This window comes from Salipiger bermudensis HTCC2601 (assembly GCF_000153725.1).
Classification (GTDB): domain Bacteria; phylum Pseudomonadota; class Alphaproteobacteria; order Rhodobacterales; family Rhodobacteraceae; genus Salipiger; species Salipiger bermudensis.
The window spans coordinates 1-15,000 of record NZ_DS022276.1; the positions used below are offsets into that span (position 1 = coordinate 1).

A 15,000-nucleotide genomic window follows, 5' to 3' on the forward strand; every position below is an offset into this window, starting at 1 on the left:
TTCCCCCAAAATCTCGCGCGGGTTTACCCCGTGCGGTTGGCGGTGACGGCGGTCAGGGTGGTCCGATCTTCGACGACCAAGAAGAGGATCGGATGCCCGGCCGTTTCATCACCGACCGACAACACGAGGATTACATGACCCTTCGACAGCATCACACGCAAAAGATTGCGGCTGCCAAAGCCGGCTTCAGCGTCAGCACCGGAGCCCGGATCGAACGTGACCCCCGCCCTCCATCTCAGAAACGACGTGAGCGCCGACACGGAGGCGGCAAGCCCGACCCTTTGGCCGGCCTGTGGGATGAAGAGATCGTTCCGCTGATCGAAGCGACACCGGGCCTTCGGCCGATCGCGGTGCTCGAGGAGATGCAGTACCGTCATCCGGACCGGGACCTGAGCTCTGCGCGCCGCACCTTGGAGCGCCGGATGCGGCTTTGGCGCGCCGAACACGGGCCGGACAGGGAAGTGATCTTCCGCCAGTCACACCCGCCGGGACGGGAGGGCATGTCCGACTTCTTCGACGCGCGCGCGCTCGGCGTCACGATTGCCGGAGTGCCCTTGGCGCATCGGATCTATCACTTCACCCTGGTTCACTCGGGCTGGGAGCATGCCGAGGTGGTGCTTGGCGGCGAGAGCTACACCGCCTTGGCTGGCGGATTGCAGAACGCCCTATGGCTTCTCGGCGGCGCCCCGCGCGAACATCGGACGGACAGCTTGTCGGCCGCCTTCGCCAATCTCGATCGGGATGCCCGAGAGGACCTGCGCACACGCTATGACGCGCTGTGTGCCGACTACGGCATGGAAGCGACCCGGAACAACCGCGGCATTGCACACGAAAACGGGTCTATCGAGAGCCGGCACGGACATCTCAAGACCCGCTTGGAGCAGGCCCTGCTGCTGCGTGGCAGTCATGACTTCGATGAGTTGGACGGCTGGCGACACTTCGTGGCCCAGGTTGTCGCGCGCCACAATGCACGGCATCGGGACCGCCTGAGGGTCGAACGGCCACATCTGCAGCCGCTTCCGGCGCGCCGTAGCTGTGATTACGACGAGGCGCGCGTGCGGGTGACCTCGTCGGGCGGCTTCGTGTTCCGAAAGGTGTTCTACACCGTTCACTCTCGCCTGATCGGCTACGAGCTGAAGCTGCGCATCTTCGATGATCGCCTGGAGTTGTTCCTCGGCGGCACACCCCTCGAGACCCTACCGCGCGGGCGCCCGCCTGCCGGCGGACGTGGGGGCCATGGCTATGTCGTTAGCTACCATCACGTCATCCACAGCTTGCGGGCCAAGCCTCAGGCCTTCGCCAACCTGACCTATCGCGACGCGCTCTTCCCTCGCACGGAATACCGCCGATGCTGGGACGCGCTGACGGCTGCCGGACCGCTGCGGCAAGCCTGCCGGATCATGGTCGGCCTGCTGTGGCTCGCCCATGATCAGACCTGCGAGGCGGAATTGGCCGCGGCCCTCTCGGCAATCCTTGCCCGAGGCGAACTTCCGGTCCTCGAGGAACTGCGCTCCCGCTTCACGCGGACCGAAGGCGATGGTGGGCCCGATGTCCCGGTCTGCATCCCCTCTGCCGGCAGTTACGATGACCTGATCCAGGGTCAGGGAGCGGCCGCATGAGCATGACCGTGGAAACCGCAACACTGCCTACCTTACTGACGGCGCTCAGGCTGCCCACGGTTGCCCGCCTCTGGCCGGAGTTCTGCACCCGTGCCGACAAGGAGGGTTGGCCGGCCGAACGCTTGTTGGCGGCGCTGTGCGAGCTGGAGCTGAGCGAGCGGGAACAGCGCCCGCACTCCCAACGCCATCTTGCCGCTGCAAGGCTGCCACAAGGGAAAACGCTCGACGCCTTCGACTTCCTGGCGGTACCCACCTTGAGCCAGGCCCGCGTCAGAGCGCTGGTCGAAGGCGACAGCTGGCTGCAGGCAGGGCACAATTTGCTGGCCTTCGGCCCGCCCGGCTCGGGCAAGACGCACCTCGCGGGGGCCATCGGATACGAACTCATCCAACGAGGGTACCGTGTGCTTATGGCAAGGACGTCGGACCTGGTCCAACGCCTGCAAGTGGCGCGGCAGGACCTGGCGCTCACTCAGGAGATCGCGAAGCTCGACAAGTTCGACCTGCTCATCCTCGACGACCTGTCGTACGTGCGAAAGGATCAGGCCGAGACCAGCGCCCTCTTCGAGCTCATCTCCGCACGATACGAGCGGCGCTCTATCATGATCACGGCCAATCAGCCGTTCAGTGGTTGGGACGCCATCTTCCCCGACAGGGCGATGACCATCGCCGCCATCGATCGGCTCGTTCACCATGCAACAATCTTCGAGATGAACGTCGAAAGCTACCGACGCCGTGCCGCCTATGCCGCCGCGACATCGCTCAGCGACATCGAAGATGACCGCGACAAACAACAGCCCGAAAAGGAGATCGCCACAGCGAAGGACAACTCGCGGCCAGCGACATTGAGCAGCGAGATCGAAACTTGATCTGACGGCCGCAAACCGGCACCGTCAAAAAACGTCACCGTCATCCACCTGCGATGTCGCCCAGCACTCAACTGCGATGTCGCGCCACACTCTACGACGCCATCGCCGACGGGTTGCGGACAGCGGGACTGCTGCAAAAGCTGCAGGCGCTGGAAGACGAGAAGGCCGAGCTGGAGCGCAAGCTGGAGGCCCCTGCCCCGAGCGCGGTGCGGTTTCATCCGAAGCTGGCGGAGCTCTATCGGAGCAAGGTCTCGGAGCTGTCAGAGGCGCTGAAGGACGAGACAATCCGCGCCCCGGCGCTTGACCTGCTGCGCAGCCTGATCGACCGCGTTGTGGTGCATCACGACGCGGGGACGAAGGGGATCACGCTGGAGCTTGAGGGGGCGCTGAGCGCGATGATCGCTCAGGCCCAGCCCGGAGGGCTGGGGGATGTCGATCCGAGTTCGTTAGAACTGGTTGCGGGAGCTCGCATTGCACTTTGGCGAAAACCACGCTGCTTATTCCCGTCGCCCGGTGAGCGACGGGTCACGCGGGGACGTATCGCTACGCCCCCGGCTTGGCCCATAGGCATCAGGTGGTCGACGCGCTCACTGGCGCGGCACCGTTCGGCGTAGCCTTTTCAGGCTTCGCGCCACTGTCAGTCGGTTGAGCTTTTGACCTCTCTTCCTCCTCGGCCGCGCGCGCCTCTTCTGCGTCGGCTTCTTCGTGGAGCACGTCCACAATCTCCGGGCGGAGCGGATGTGTCGCGATCCGCCTGCGGTTCGCTGCCGTCGCCAACCGCTCCAGTCCAAAGAAGAACGGTGCCAGAAACTCCTCATCCATTGCAGCAATGAGCTCAGGCATCGTGTCGTTGATCGCCTTCACGCGAAGGCGCTCTTGGGCATCCTCCTTCTTCGCCTGCTTGTTCAGCGAGCGGAGGATTGTCGCCATGGCCCGCTCCGTGGCCGCCGTGACGGGAGGTTCACTGGCCTGTTGTCGCTCTTTTCTCGACGCCTTGGAGGCGGCGAACTTGGGGTCGAGAAGATTGGTCATTGTGGTGTCCTTTGTCGATTTTTAGCCCCCGCGGAGGTCAAGGTTTGAAGGGCACTGGCCAGTGCTGATCATCACATTGCAATCTTTCCCACTACCGAGTCGTGGAAACGGCAAATTTTTTCGAAGACTGAACTCAACACACTGTTAAATATCATAACTTTTCTTCATCACCCGGATCGCTTCGCTCGGCGCGCGTCTCATCGAAGCCACTCGACAGCGTAGCCTCAGACCGCTTCAACCTACGGAGCATCGCCGGTATCGACTGGCGTATGCGTGCAACCTGAGACTGCTTTTCTGCCGGCAACTGCAAGGTCGCCTCGACGAGGACTTCGTCCGCTCGGTTGATCTGATCCATTGCCTCAGACACGCGGGCATCGGCATTCCGCCGAGCCTGACCAATCATTTGGGACCACGCACGCCCGAAGATACCCACCGCCCGTGTGAAACCGCGTGCCGATCTACGCCTCAAGTCTTCGATGGCCGAGCCCTCGGGCGGCGGGGCGTCTGGCGCTTCGACCAAGGCGGATTCATCGTTGTCACCGCCGAGAACGAACGCACCTGACGCAATGCCTTCGGCCACCGCCAACACTGTTTCGGCCTCATCCTCGCGTTCGACGACACGCCCAGTCCGTTCATCGAGCTCGGCTCTCTCGGCGGCTAAAGCCTCAGCCTCGGCCTTGAGACGAAGCTCTTGCTCGGCTCGCCATTTCCAGGTCTTGGCGTGATACCGGCGCTTCGGGGTCTCCTGCCCGTTCTTGCGAGCGTTTCGGATAGCTTCCGCACGCCGCTCCCCTCGGACAAGGCCCAACTCTGAGAACCACTGGCCAACACTGTCCTGAGCCGCTTCGTAGTCTTTGATGAGTGGATGGATGGAGGGCTGTAGCATCCAACGCGTCGCGCTGGCTGTCGGCACCTTTGCCTTTGGCTTGGCAATCTCGACCTTCGCCCGCGGCATGATCACCGCATGGACATGGTAGGCAAGCTCATCCCGATCGGCGCGGGCATGAATGACGTCTTCGCCGAAGCTGTCGATGAGCCATTCCTTCGCGAGCTCGCCAAATCGTTGCTCTCGCTGGTTCTCCCCCTCTCCAAAGAACGCAGAGAGATCACCATCGAACCAGTCTTTGTTGACTGTGAGGATGACCTCCCGCATCGGGCCATGCCGGGTCGAACGCCAAGGTTGCTTCGGCCCCTCGACGATCCGTCGCTCAATGTCCTTCTTCCGCTTTCGCTTCTCCAGCGACGCCAGTTCGGCAGCGAAATTGTCTGCTGTCATCTCCGCGATCTCGTCGAGCGCACGAGCTGCCCAGTCCTCGGAACCGATCAGCGTTTGATTGAGATCTGATCGCGAGCAATTGACGTGACCGAGATCTCCTCCCTTCCGAAGGCGATGTGCCTCGTAGCCGCCGAGCTGGTGCGGGTAAAGCCCCTCGAACCGCAGCACAACGGGGTAGTCTGTCTGGATGTTTGAACCGTCCATCAGCGAACTCCTGAGCATAAGAGCTCAGGAGTTCGGTCGATTGGTGCTAACGGAGTAGGTTTTTTAGAAATCTTCTCACCGGGCAAGCCAGACGTGCAGACGCTGTTTGAGAATTTTCAGACAACGTTTCCGGCATCAAACAAGCTTTTATTGGCAGAGCTTTCTCAACCTCTTAGTGAGGTAGGGGTCGACATTTTGGCCAACCTCTCGCGCGAGGGCGACTTTCGCCTGTTCCACATTCAAGCCAGGTCCAAAAACTCTGCGCATTCTCACCATTAGCAGTGGCAAAATATAGCTCTTACCGGAAGCATACGAGAGAAAACTAAACTTCCGAACGTTTTCCGACACGGCAGCGATTGAGGCCGCCACCTCTTCTTTGGTATGCGTTCTCCTCAATTCTCGCAGCACTTGATAAGAGTAGCGAGAGACTGAAGCCTCACAAAGTTGATCAGCCTGCGCACCGTTAGGGCAGAAACGGCTGAAATGCAAACTCACCGTTTTGATTTCCGGCCTCAATAACCTACTCACCCCGAACATTACAAAAAGTCGTGCAAAAAGGCCCTCCAAGTTTTGAACCCAACTCGGAAAGTCCAATTGATCCTCTGCATCCGCCGTAGAAACATCTACATTTAGCAACTGAGCCAGCTCTACCAAGCCGCGTTCGTGAATTAAATAATTCTCCACACAGTAGGCACGCAGTCTATATAAGTGCTTCAGTCTCGGCTTAGCGCGTCCATATAGGATATCCATGTCCGCATCTATTATATACAACTTCCTACGACCATCATCACCTTGATCGGCTCTACACTCTTCGAGAACTCTGCGCCGACCACCAAGCGGTATCGGGTCGTTAAAGGCAACGCCCTCGGGAAGAAAATTTCGAAGCAAAGTCCTCCACATGTTAATATTCGCCGTATCCTCGACGAATATTTCAACGTCATTCCGACTTCCATTGAGGTGCCCAAGCGCCTCACCAACTCCAACGGGATAAACTACAGTCGTATTCATTTTTTAGGAGACAGATCGATACATTTCTTCACACGCCCAATGATGACGGTTGGAGAGTGCGTAGCCATCAGAAACTGCGTAGAACCAGACGCCTTAAGAAGCGACTCGACGAATTTTTGCTGCCACTGAACATGCAGGGAAAGCTCTGGCTCATCGATGATGAATACGTTCGCTCTTTTCGTCTCCGGATTAAAATACAAGTGAGCTAGAATCACGATAATCTGAATCTCGCCAGAAGAAAGCGCAGTTATTTCGCGAGACTGCCCATCTCCAGCGGAAAACACCAACTCACCGGACTCATCGAACTCCAGCTCCTTACCACTGTCCCGAAGAAAAGAATTCGCTAGATCAAGAAAGTCCGTTATCGAGCTATCAATACGCTCTGACTCCGATGTATACTCAGAAACCATCGAAGATAGTTTGTTTATCTTATCGATATTTGATTTGTTTTGAGCCAGGTCGACGCGTGCTTCCCAACTCGGATCACCCAAAATGCCCTCATCATTCCTTTTCGAGACCTCACTTCGAGCCGCCTGCAATCTCCCCTCAATGAACTCAAAGAAATCCCCAATGCGACTTATCACCTCCTCACGCGGAAGACCGAGAAGCTCAGGAATCTTATAGATATTTTTTTTAGCAGCCTGCAAATCCCGCCAATTCAATGAAGCGCTTTCTTCACGATACGCTCTTATCCCGGCTGGAGGCATCGAAAGCAACTCGAGAACCAAGTTATCTCGGAACTTTCTGTCGAGAACGAATTTCCTTCGGCGATTTCTTGATTGGTGCTCTGCGGCAAAGGCTAGCGCCTCCGTCAGGCTCACTGAAAGTGAGTTTCCAAAGATATTTCTCCGACTCGGTCTGCGCCGGGCATGTCGTAGCGCAATATAACCATCCGGATCAAATGTCCGAGTTCGCCGATCCAAGCCAAGAAACATCGGAGTTGGAAGTTCTTGGAGGTATCCAATTATGCCCCGATGGGTGTTATCCTGAAGAATAGAATTGTAATACGCATCTTCACGCTCACGAGCCTTATAATGCGGAATATCTTCATCCTGCGCATCATACCTACTGTAGGAAATGTTTTCATCCGGAAACTTCGAACAAGTAAGAACAATTTCACCAAACTCTTGAAAGGCTTTAAAAACCACCTTCTCGCCGTTGTGCTCGATAGTTAGAGATAGCTCCGAATACTCCTGACTAGCCAGATAATCAAGCCGAGGCATCAGCAATGCCGCGATAGAGTTCAAAGCCGTTGTTTTACCAGTGCCATTGATTCCGGTAAGAAATGTTAGCGTGTCGTCGAACTTGAGATTGATACCCAAGTATCCATTTAGATCGACTCCGGAGAAGGAGATAAGCTTCATAACTCAGCCTATAAAAAGTTCGAATTTTGGGGCCAGCCCGGCTTGGTGGGACTATCCCCACAAATCATGCAGGCGACAAGTGGTCCTCGCGCTTTGCATGGACGTGTTACTTGATCGACGCGATAGCTTATCCTCTCAAAGAGCATATTCGTGAGATTGGTCGTGACATGCGCGCAGCCCCATACTCACTAACCAGCTGGCACTCCGGCCCTTCGGGCCTGCGTTCCAGCTGTCGTTCGCCGGGGGCTTACGCCCCCGGACCCCGGCGGCGCTGACGCGCCGCACGGGAGGCGCTCCGCCCTCCCGCACCCGCCAAGGGCCTTCAGCCGGACCAGAGTGCGCGCCACCCCTCTGGACTCCCAGGGCAGGGTCATCGTTCGCCACTCCCCCTGCACCCCCTGGCGTCTCCCGACGGGCTTGGGTCATCGTTCCGCACTCCCCCAAGACCCCCTGCTCCCGGAGGGCCGCTCCGCGCTCACCTCCAAACCTCTCCCACTCCCGGGAAGAGCGTTCCGCACCTCTTCCCAAACCCATCACAGCTCGCCCTCCCGGCGGGGTCGAAAGGGACACCCTCTCGACACTCTCCCATCAGCGAAGGAAGCATACAGCACAGGTGAGCAGGGCCAGCCCCTACCACCGTGCGCGCGTCTCGTGACGCGCACGGCGGCAGGCCCCGGCCGAGAGGATATAGGGGAAGGTCACACGCGTCGGACATCCATCATGCAAGGAGCCGACAATGCTCGATACGACGAACACCATTCTCACGATGACACCCGACTGGCAGAATCACCTGTCGCCCGGCGATATCGTCAGTTTCCGGTTCCCGGTCCGGAAGGCCGGGGCCAACGACAAGCCCAAGCCTCGGCCGTGCCTAATCCTTGAGATCGAGGATCTGGTCGGCAAACGGTTCGCGCTGATCGCCTACGGCACCAGCTCGCCGCGCCGCGCAAACTGGGGCGAAGAGGTGCATGCCCTGCACGAGTGCGACTTTCCCACGTTCGGCCTCGACCGCCCGACGCGTTTCATCGGCAAGCGACGAATGCTGGTCTCGCTCGACAATTCCGGGTTCGCAATCTGCCGCGAGACAGGCTCGCCGGTCCTGGGGCGCCTCTCTGGCAGACCGGCCGAGCGGCTTCTCGATGTGCGCGCTCGTATCCAAGCGCAGCGCGATATTGTCGCCGAGCGCCTTGCCGAACGTCACCGCCGCCGGACCGACACGCTCGTTGTGGAAAAACGGCGACCGAAACGCCTTGCGCGCGCAGGAGGTGCTGCATGAGCCAGGAAGCGATCATGCCCGCCACCGCCGACCGTGTGACTGCTCTCGTCGAACATGCCCTCGGCCAAGCCCGACGGACGCACGCTGCTATTCTGGAGAGCGTGCACCCCCTTCTACACCCGGCGAAGCGGCTCGGCGCCGAACGCGTCATGCGCCAGCTGGAGACCAGCCGGCTCTTCCGGACTGAGATCCTCGACGAGCTCGACGCCCTGATGATGCAGGTCGAGCGGGAGATCGCGGCCGGGCGCCGCGAGACCTTCCGGCCCCACGAGAGCGATCCGTCGGAAGGGCATTTGGAGACAAGCTACGACCACCGCGCTGCGGAGCTCACCGAGGCGTTGGCGGAACTGCGCGCACTCGATGCAGCCATCACAGCCGTCCTCGACGCCGTCGAAGCCAGACGGGTCGCGGCCACCCTCCTCGGCTCGGAATAGCTCGAACGGCGGCGCCCCAGGGCGCCGCCTCTTGAGGGCCTTCGGGCCCACCTGCCGGAACAGGATCACTTCGGCAGCAGGCGCGCCGGCAACCAATGCTCCGTCGCTGCTACCGACAACGCTGGCGCGCCACGAACCTCGACACGGAGAACTTGAGATGCCCTACCTACGGGTCGTCACCGAAATCTTGCGGGCGAATCCAACGTGGATCGTCCGAGCGGCGATCATACTGCTGCTCCTCGTCCATGCAGCACTGCTCTTTCACTGAAGCAAAATGCGCCCACGGAGCTTCCGCGGGCGCTTTCGGTCACCGGTGCACGAAGGCTCGGGTGGGTGTCCGCCTTGTCGGTTGCTCTGCGCCCGAACAGGAAAGGACTCCGCCGATGCCGCTCGACAAACTGATCGACCTTCTCGCAGAAGCCGCAGTCCGCAAGCTCTCGCAGGAGCGGGAAGCAAAGGACGCAACGCCTGACGCGATGAGCACAACCTACGAGAAAGTCTGGCGATGGTCATATCATTTCCGCAATCTTTCCAGATATATCCGCCAACCGCGCCGTGTGCGCCACAGCCCGACGACGAGACGAACATGACCACCGACACCACAGCCCTTCTCTACCTGCGCGCGGCCCATTCGAGCGACGCCGCCATCGCCGAGCAGCACAAGCTCTGCACCGACTATGCCGAAGCGCGGGGCTGGCGCGTCCTCCAAGTCATTGTCGACAACGGCGTCAGCGGGGTGAGTGACGCCCCCGGCCTGACCATCCTTCGGGATCGGATTGCAGGCGGCGAGGCCCAAGCCATCATCGCGACGGATCTGGCGCGCATCTCGCGCGATCCCGAGGGGCTTCAGGCCTTCGCGCGGTTCTGCCAGCAGCACGGGGCGGACTTGTGCTGCGCGACGCAGACGGTCAATCTCGACGCAATCCTGAACCCCGCGAAAAGCGCCGGAAGCTTGATCAAGGCGCTCTACGACGCACGGGAGACCCGTTCATGAACCAGCATTCGAGCCACAAATCCCCCCGCCGCGTCGCGCTCTACGCGCGCTACTCGACCGACATGCAGAACCCAATGTCGATTGAGGATCAATTCCGGCAGGCCACGCGCTACGCGAACCAGCGGGGGTGGGCGATCGTCGAGCGCTTTTCCGACAGCGCCATCAGCGGCACTTCAAGTCGCACGCGTCCCGATTTCGCGCGCCTCTCCGAAGCGCTGCATGACAACGCCTTCGACATCGTGCTGACCGAGTCCCTCGACCGGCTCTCGCGCGACCAGGAACACCTCGCCGGCTTCTACAAGGCCGCACGCTACGCAAACGTAGAGATCCATACCATCGGGCGCGGTAAGGTCGACGCGATGACGCTCGGCCTCTCATCGATGATGAGCGCGATGTTCCTCGAGGACCTATCAGACAAAGTGCGCCGTGGTATCGAGGGGAAGGTGATGTCGGGGCGCAGCGGCGGTGGCCGCATCTACGGTTACCGTCCGGGGACTGACGCGCGCGGCGCCCCGGATAAGGGCGCACTGGCGATCGACGACCTCGAGGCAGCGGTCGTGCGCCGCATTTTCAGGGACTATGCCGCCGGCATGTCCCCTATCGCGATCGCAAGCGCCCTGAATGACGATGGTATCCCCTCCCCTTCCGTCGGGACCAAGCGCGCGTCGTCGGGCCATTGGAAGCAGAACACCATTAACGGCAACCGCACACGCGGCACCGGCATCCTGAACAACGAGCTCTATATCGGGCGACGCATCTGGAACCGTCTGTGCTACCGCAAGGACCCGCTGACCGAGAAGAAACGCTCGACGCTGAACCCCGAAAGTGAATGGCAGATCGTCGAGGTGCCGCAGCTGCGGATTGTCGACCAAGAACTCTGGGACGCGGTGAAGACGCGACAGGAAAGCCAGGCAAAGCGTCGCTCGAAGATGAGCAGCACTGACCGCAACCACCTGTCCGTCGGACAATCGCTCCGCCGGCGCAAGTATCTGCTGTCCGGCCTGCTCCACTGTGGGCTCTGCGGCGGCAAGATGACCGTCGCCGGGAGCGGCAAATACAAGGCCTACTACTGCGCCAACGCAAAGGAGAAGGGCAAGAGCGTGTGCGCCGGCTTCCGCGGCCTCAAGGAGACCCGCGCCTCGGAGATGGTGCTCTCGGCCCTGCGGAGTGAACTCATGCAGCCCGAGGCCTACGAGGCCTTCCAGACGAGCTTCAAAAAGCACCTGGCCCAGAGCCAAGGCTCGGCCGAGGACACGCTACGCCTGCACGATGCGCGTGTGCGCGAACTCGAGACCAGCCACCGCAACCTGCTGCGGGCGATCGAGACCGGCGACGCCGTGGCGGTCCTCCTGCCCCGACTGAACGCCGTGGACGCGGAGCTGAAAGCAATGAAGCTGAAGCGGGAGGAGATTGTTCCGTCGGCGGTGGAGCTGCCGGACAACCTCCCAGAGCTCTATCGGGCAATGGTGACCGACCTGGCCGCAAGCCTCTCCGACGAGGCCGTCGCCGGACGCGCGGCCGACGAGTTGCACGAGATCGTCGACCACGTGGTCGTCCACTGGGACGCGGACGCAGACGGCCACCGTCTGGAGCTGTCGGGTAATCTTTTGGAGATGCTACGCAAATCGGCGCCGAGTGAACTCGACGCCGTCCGAGGCGATATTTTCGCGGAAGTTGGTTGCGGGAGTAGGATTTGAACCTACGACCTTCAGGTTATGAGCCTGACGAGCTACCGGGCTGCTCCATCCCGCGGCGATTTTGCCCTGATTATGTTTTGGTCAGGGTGGATCGTTTAGAGAGATACGGTTTTGTGGTCTTTTCTAGGTTTGGCGGTGACCTACTCTCCCACGTCTTGAGACGCAGTACCATTGGCGCGACGGCACTTAACGACCGGGTTCGGAATGGAGCCGGGTGTTTTGCTCGTGCTATGACCACCAAACCAAGGAAAGACCACGCTGCAGAGACGGTGCGGCAGGGAGCGTTTCGCGACGCGAAGCGCGCTGCCAGATCCCGTCACTGCGGGTGGGTGTTCATCAACCTGCCCTGTCGGGCGGTGCTGTCAGTCGAGTACGCTGTATGTGTATGCTTTTGAGTGTTCGCAGTCAGGTTTGTGTCCCTGTCTGTTACTGGATCAAATCAAGCCTATCGGACCATTAGTACCGGTCAACTGAACATGTTACCATGCTTACATCTCCGGCCTATCGACGTGGTGGTCTTCCACGGTCCTCAGGGATACCTTGTTTTGAGGGGGGCTTCCCGCTTAGATGCCTTCAGCGGTTATCCTGTCCGATCATAGCTACCCAGCACTGCCGTTGGCACGACAACTGGTCCACCAGTGGATCGTTCACCCCGGTCCTCTCGTACTAGGGGCAACTCCTCTCAAGTATCCTACACCCACGGCAGATAGGGACCGAACTGTCTCACGACGTTCTAAACCCAGCTCACGTACCTCTTTAAACGGCGAACAGCCGTACCCTGGACTGCTCCAGCCCCAGGATGAGATGAGCCGACATCGAGGTGCCAAACACTGCCGTCGATATGGACTCTTGGGCAGTATCAGCCTGTTATCCCCGGCGTACCTTTTATCCGTTGAGCGATGGCCCTCCCACTTGGGACCACCGGATCACTATGGCCGTCTTTCGACTCTGCTCGACTTGTCAGTCTTGCAGTCAGGCTGGCTTCTGCCATTGCACTCAACGAGCGATTTCCGACCGCTCTGAGCCAACCTTCGCGCGCCTCCGTTACGCTTTAGGAGGCGACCGCCCCAGTCAAACTACCCGCCACGCAGGGTCCCGGATCCGGATAACGGACCGCGGTTAGACATCAAGAGTGCGAAGGGTGGTATCTCATCTGTTGGCTCCACAGAGACTGGCGTCCCTGCTTCGAAGCCTACCACCTATCCTGCACATCACAATCCTGATGCCAGTGCGAAGCTGTAGTAAAGGTGCACGGGGTCTTTCCGTCTAACCGCGGGAAGCCTGCATCTTGACAGGCAATTCAATTTCGCTGAGTCGATGTTGGAGACAGCGGGGAAGTCGTTACGCCATTCGTGCAGGTCGGAACTTACCCGACAAGGAATTTCGCTACCTTAGGACCGTTATAGTTACGGCCGCCGTTTACCTGGGCTTCAATTCGGAGCTCTCACCCCTCCTTTTAACCTTCAGGCACCGGGCAGGCGTCAGACCCTATACGTCGTCTTGCGACTTCGCAGAGCCCTGTGTTTTTAGTAAACAGTCGCCACCCCCTGGTTTGTGCCCCCAGCCCCTAGTTGCCTAGGAACCGGGCCTCCTTCTCGCGAACTTACGGAGGTATTTTGCCGAGTTCCTTCAACATCGTTCTCTCAAGCGCCTTGGTATTCTCTACCAGTCCACCTGTGTCGGTTTAGGGTACGGTCCTAAAGTGGGGCTATTTCCAGGGACCGCTCAGCTGCCAGTTCAATCCGATAAGGACTGACAACCTCTGCGATCCGTCACCACCACATGGCCCAGGAATATTAACCTGGTTCCCATCGACTACGCCTTTCGGCCTCGCCTTAGGGGCCGGCTTACCCTGCTCAGATTAGCTTTAAGCAGGAACCCTTGGACTTTCGGCGAGAGTGTCTCTCACACTCTTTGTCGCTACTCATGTCATCATTCTCGCTAGTGATCTCTCCACCCGATGGCTCACGCCCGGGCTTCACTGAAAGGATCCTGTCCTCCATTGCATCCCGAAGGATGCAGAAGAGGATAGATCCTATATCACACTACGCTCCGCTACCATGCCTTACGGCATCCTAAGCTTCGGCTCATGGCTTGAGCCCCGTTACATCTTCGCCGCAGGACAACTTGATTAGACCAGTGAGCTGTTACGCTATCTTTAAAGGATGGCTGCTTCTAAGCCAACCTCCTGGTTGTTTTGGTCGTCCCACCTGCTTTCCCACTTAGCCATGAATTGGGGGCCTTAGCTGTAGGTCAGGGTTGTTTCCCTCTCCACTACGGACGTTAGCATCCGCAGTGTGTCTGCCATCTAGTACTCCCGGGTATTCGGAGTTTGGTTAGGATCAGTAAGCCTGTGGGGCCCCATTACCCATCCAGTGCTCTACCCCCCGGGGCATTCGGATGACGCTCTACCTAAATAGATTTCGCGGAGAACCAGCTATCTCCGAGTTTGATTGGCCTTTCACCCCTAGGCACAACTCATCCCGACCTTTTTCAACAGGTGTGGGTTCGGACCTCCAGTAAGTGTTACCTTACCTTCATCCTGGTCATGCCTAGATCACTCGGTTTCGGGTCTGATCCATCTAACTCGACGCCCTATTAAGACTCGCTTTCGCTGCGCCTACACCTAACGGCTTAAGCTTGCTAGATAGACCAAGTCGATGACCCATTATACAAAAGGTACGCCGTCACTTCGCAAGGAAGCTCCGACTGATTGTAGGCGTTCGGTTTCAGGTACTGTTTCACTCCCCTCGTCGGGGTGCTTTTCACCTTTCCCTCACGGTACTGGTTCGCTATCGGTCAGTAAGGAGTACTTAGCCTTCGGAGGTGGTCCTCCGATCTTCAGACAGGATTTCACGTGTCCCGCCCTACTTGATACGTCCTATCGAGCTTCCCATACGGGGCTGTCACCCACTATGGCTGATCTTTCCAGATCCTTCTGGTCACTCTCAAGGCTCGGCTGGTCCCCGTTCGCTCGCCGCTACTAGGGGAGTCTCTATTGATGTCCTTTCCTCCGGGTACTTAGATGTTTCAGTTCCCCGGGTTTGCTCTTAAAACCCTATGTATTCAGGTTAAAAGTACCTGTTTTAACCCCCAGATAAGAGCCTCGCACCACGCCCAGTGCCGATCCGAAGGATCGGTGTACCTGCATTGAGCAGGCACGGAGTGTGGTTATTGCGAAGCAATAACTGAAGATTATCAGGTGGGTTGCCCCATTCGGAAATTCCTGG

At 59.2% G+C, this 15,000-nt stretch carries 12 protein-coding genes, 1 tRNA gene and 2 rRNA genes (1 of these 15 only partly in view); 8 read left to right on the forward strand and 7 right to left on the reverse strand.

Annotated features, from left to right (window positions below):
* Positions 1-92: 92 nt before the first annotated feature.
* From istA to R2601_RS00015, 3 genes are read left to right on the forward strand one after another with little or no spacing between them, the layout of a single operon-like run.
* Positions 93-1,619, forward strand: a complete 1,527-nt coding sequence (gene istA, locus R2601_RS00005) for an IS21 family transposase (protein ID WP_040544143.1) — start codon at positions 93-95, stop codon at positions 1,617-1,619.
* Complete coding sequence (istB, locus tag R2601_RS00010) at positions 1,616-2,485, forward strand: IS21-like element helper ATPase IstB (RefSeq protein WP_007791678.1); 870 nt, start codon at positions 1,616-1,618, stop codon at positions 2,483-2,485. The genes istA and istB overlap by 4 nt, the downstream gene beginning before the upstream one ends.
* Positions 2,486-2,538: 53 nt before the next feature.
* A complete protein-coding gene (locus R2601_RS00015) occupies positions 2,539-3,099 on the forward strand; it encodes a hypothetical protein (protein WP_007791682.1) in 561 nt (186 codons plus the stop codon).
* Here the strand turns inward: R2601_RS00015 and R2601_RS00020 are convergent.
* The 4 genes from R2601_RS00020 to R2601_RS25720 all read right to left on the reverse strand — a co-directional run bounded on the left by R2601_RS00020 (position 3,056) and on the right by R2601_RS25720 (position 7,369).
* Entirely contained in the window at positions 3,056-3,517 is a 462-nt protein-coding gene (locus tag R2601_RS00020) for a hypothetical protein (RefSeq protein WP_007791685.1), read from the reverse strand. The genes R2601_RS00015 and R2601_RS00020 overlap by 44 nt on opposite strands.
* A gap of 151 nt (positions 3,518-3,668) precedes the next feature.
* Positions 3,669-4,997, reverse strand: coding sequence for a plasmid recombination protein (locus R2601_RS00025; RefSeq protein ID WP_050768397.1), 1,329 nt, complete (start codon positions 4,995-4,997; stop codon positions 3,669-3,671).
* Between the two features lie 147 nt (positions 4,998-5,144).
* Positions 5,145-6,005, reverse strand: a complete 861-nt coding sequence (locus tag R2601_RS25715) for a DUF4435 domain-containing protein (protein ID WP_083793879.1) — start codon at positions 6,003-6,005, stop codon at positions 5,145-5,147.
* A complete protein-coding gene (locus R2601_RS25720; RefSeq protein WP_083793880.1) occupies positions 6,002-7,369 on the reverse strand; it encodes an AAA family ATPase in 1,368 nt (455 codons plus the stop codon). The genes R2601_RS25715 and R2601_RS25720 overlap by 4 nt, the downstream gene beginning before the upstream one ends.
* A gap of 736 nt (positions 7,370-8,105) precedes the next feature.
* Here R2601_RS25720 and R2601_RS00035 point away from each other — a divergent pair.
* The 5 genes from R2601_RS00035 (at position 8,106) to R2601_RS25725 (ending at position 11,770) form a co-directional block, all read left to right on the forward strand.
* Positions 8,106-8,645 carry a hypothetical protein gene (locus R2601_RS00035; protein WP_007791691.1) on the forward strand — a complete coding sequence of 180 codons (540 nt, stop codon included), beginning with the start codon at positions 8,106-8,108 and terminating at the stop codon, positions 8,643-8,645.
* Positions 8,642-9,079, forward strand: a complete 438-nt coding sequence (locus R2601_RS00040; protein ID WP_007791693.1) for a hypothetical protein — start codon at positions 8,642-8,644, stop codon at positions 9,077-9,079. Before R2601_RS00035 ends, R2601_RS00040 begins: the two co-directional genes overlap by 4 nt.
* A gap of 383 nt (positions 9,080-9,462) precedes the next feature.
* Positions 9,463-9,669: a hypothetical protein gene (locus tag R2601_RS26855; RefSeq protein ID WP_195903833.1), complete on the forward strand. Its 207-nt coding sequence runs from the start codon at positions 9,463-9,465 to the stop codon at positions 9,667-9,669.
* Complete coding sequence (locus tag R2601_RS00045) at positions 9,666-10,073, forward strand: recombinase family protein (RefSeq protein ID WP_007791696.1); 408 nt, start codon at positions 9,666-9,668, stop codon at positions 10,071-10,073. The genes R2601_RS26855 and R2601_RS00045 overlap by 4 nt, the downstream gene beginning before the upstream one ends.
* Positions 10,070-11,770: a recombinase family protein gene (locus tag R2601_RS25725; protein WP_007791698.1), complete on the forward strand. Its 1,701-nt coding sequence runs from the start codon at positions 10,070-10,072 to the stop codon at positions 11,768-11,770. The genes R2601_RS00045 and R2601_RS25725 overlap by 4 nt, the downstream gene beginning before the upstream one ends.
* Here the strand turns inward: R2601_RS25725 and R2601_RS00055 are convergent.
* The 3 genes from R2601_RS00055 to R2601_RS00065 form a co-directional block, all read right to left on the reverse strand.
* Positions 11,749-11,825, reverse strand: a tRNA-Met gene (locus tag R2601_RS00055). The two genes, R2601_RS25725 and R2601_RS00055, sit on opposite strands and share 22 nt — an antisense overlap.
* Positions 11,826-11,897: 72 nt before the next feature.
* Positions 11,898-12,012: ribosomal RNA gene (gene rrf / locus R2601_RS00060) — 5S ribosomal RNA — on the reverse strand.
* Positions 12,013-12,205: 193 nt separating this feature from the next.
* Positions 12,206-15,000, reverse strand: a 23S ribosomal RNA gene (locus R2601_RS00065); it runs 104 nt beyond the window's last position.

Coding starts and splice junctions, on each gene's coding strand:
- R2601_RS25715 (WP_083793879.1), bottom strand. CDS start 6,005: ATGAATACGACTGTAGTTTATCCCGTTGGAGTTGGTGAGGCGCTTGGG.
- R2601_RS00025 (WP_050768397.1), bottom strand. CDS start 4,997: ATGGACGGTTCAAACATCCAGACAGACTACCCCGTTGTGCTGCGGTTC.
- R2601_RS25720 (WP_083793880.1), bottom strand. CDS start 7,369: ATGAAGCTTATCTCCTTCTCCGGAGTCGATCTAAATGGATACTTGGGT.
- R2601_RS00020 (WP_007791685.1), bottom strand. CDS start 3,517: ATGACCAATCTTCTCGACCCCAAGTTCGCCGCCTCCAAGGCGTCGAGA.
- R2601_RS00015 (WP_007791682.1), top strand. CDS start 2,539: ATGTCGCCCAGCACTCAACTGCGATGTCGCGCCACACTCTACGACGCC.
- R2601_RS25725 (WP_007791698.1), top strand. CDS start 10,070: ATGAACCAGCATTCGAGCCACAAATCCCCCCGCCGCGTCGCGCTCTAC.
- istB (WP_007791678.1), top strand. CDS start 1,616: ATGAGCATGACCGTGGAAACCGCAACACTGCCTACCTTACTGACGGCG.
- R2601_RS00045 (WP_007791696.1), top strand. CDS start 9,666: ATGACCACCGACACCACAGCCCTTCTCTACCTGCGCGCGGCCCATTCG.
- R2601_RS00040 (WP_007791693.1), top strand. CDS start 8,642: ATGAGCCAGGAAGCGATCATGCCCGCCACCGCCGACCGTGTGACTGCT.
- R2601_RS26855 (WP_195903833.1), top strand. CDS start 9,463: ATGCCGCTCGACAAACTGATCGACCTTCTCGCAGAAGCCGCAGTCCGC.
- istA (WP_040544143.1), top strand. CDS start 93: ATGCCCGGCCGTTTCATCACCGACCGACAACACGAGGATTACATGACC.
- R2601_RS00035 (WP_007791691.1), top strand. CDS start 8,106: ATGCTCGATACGACGAACACCATTCTCACGATGACACCCGACTGGCAG.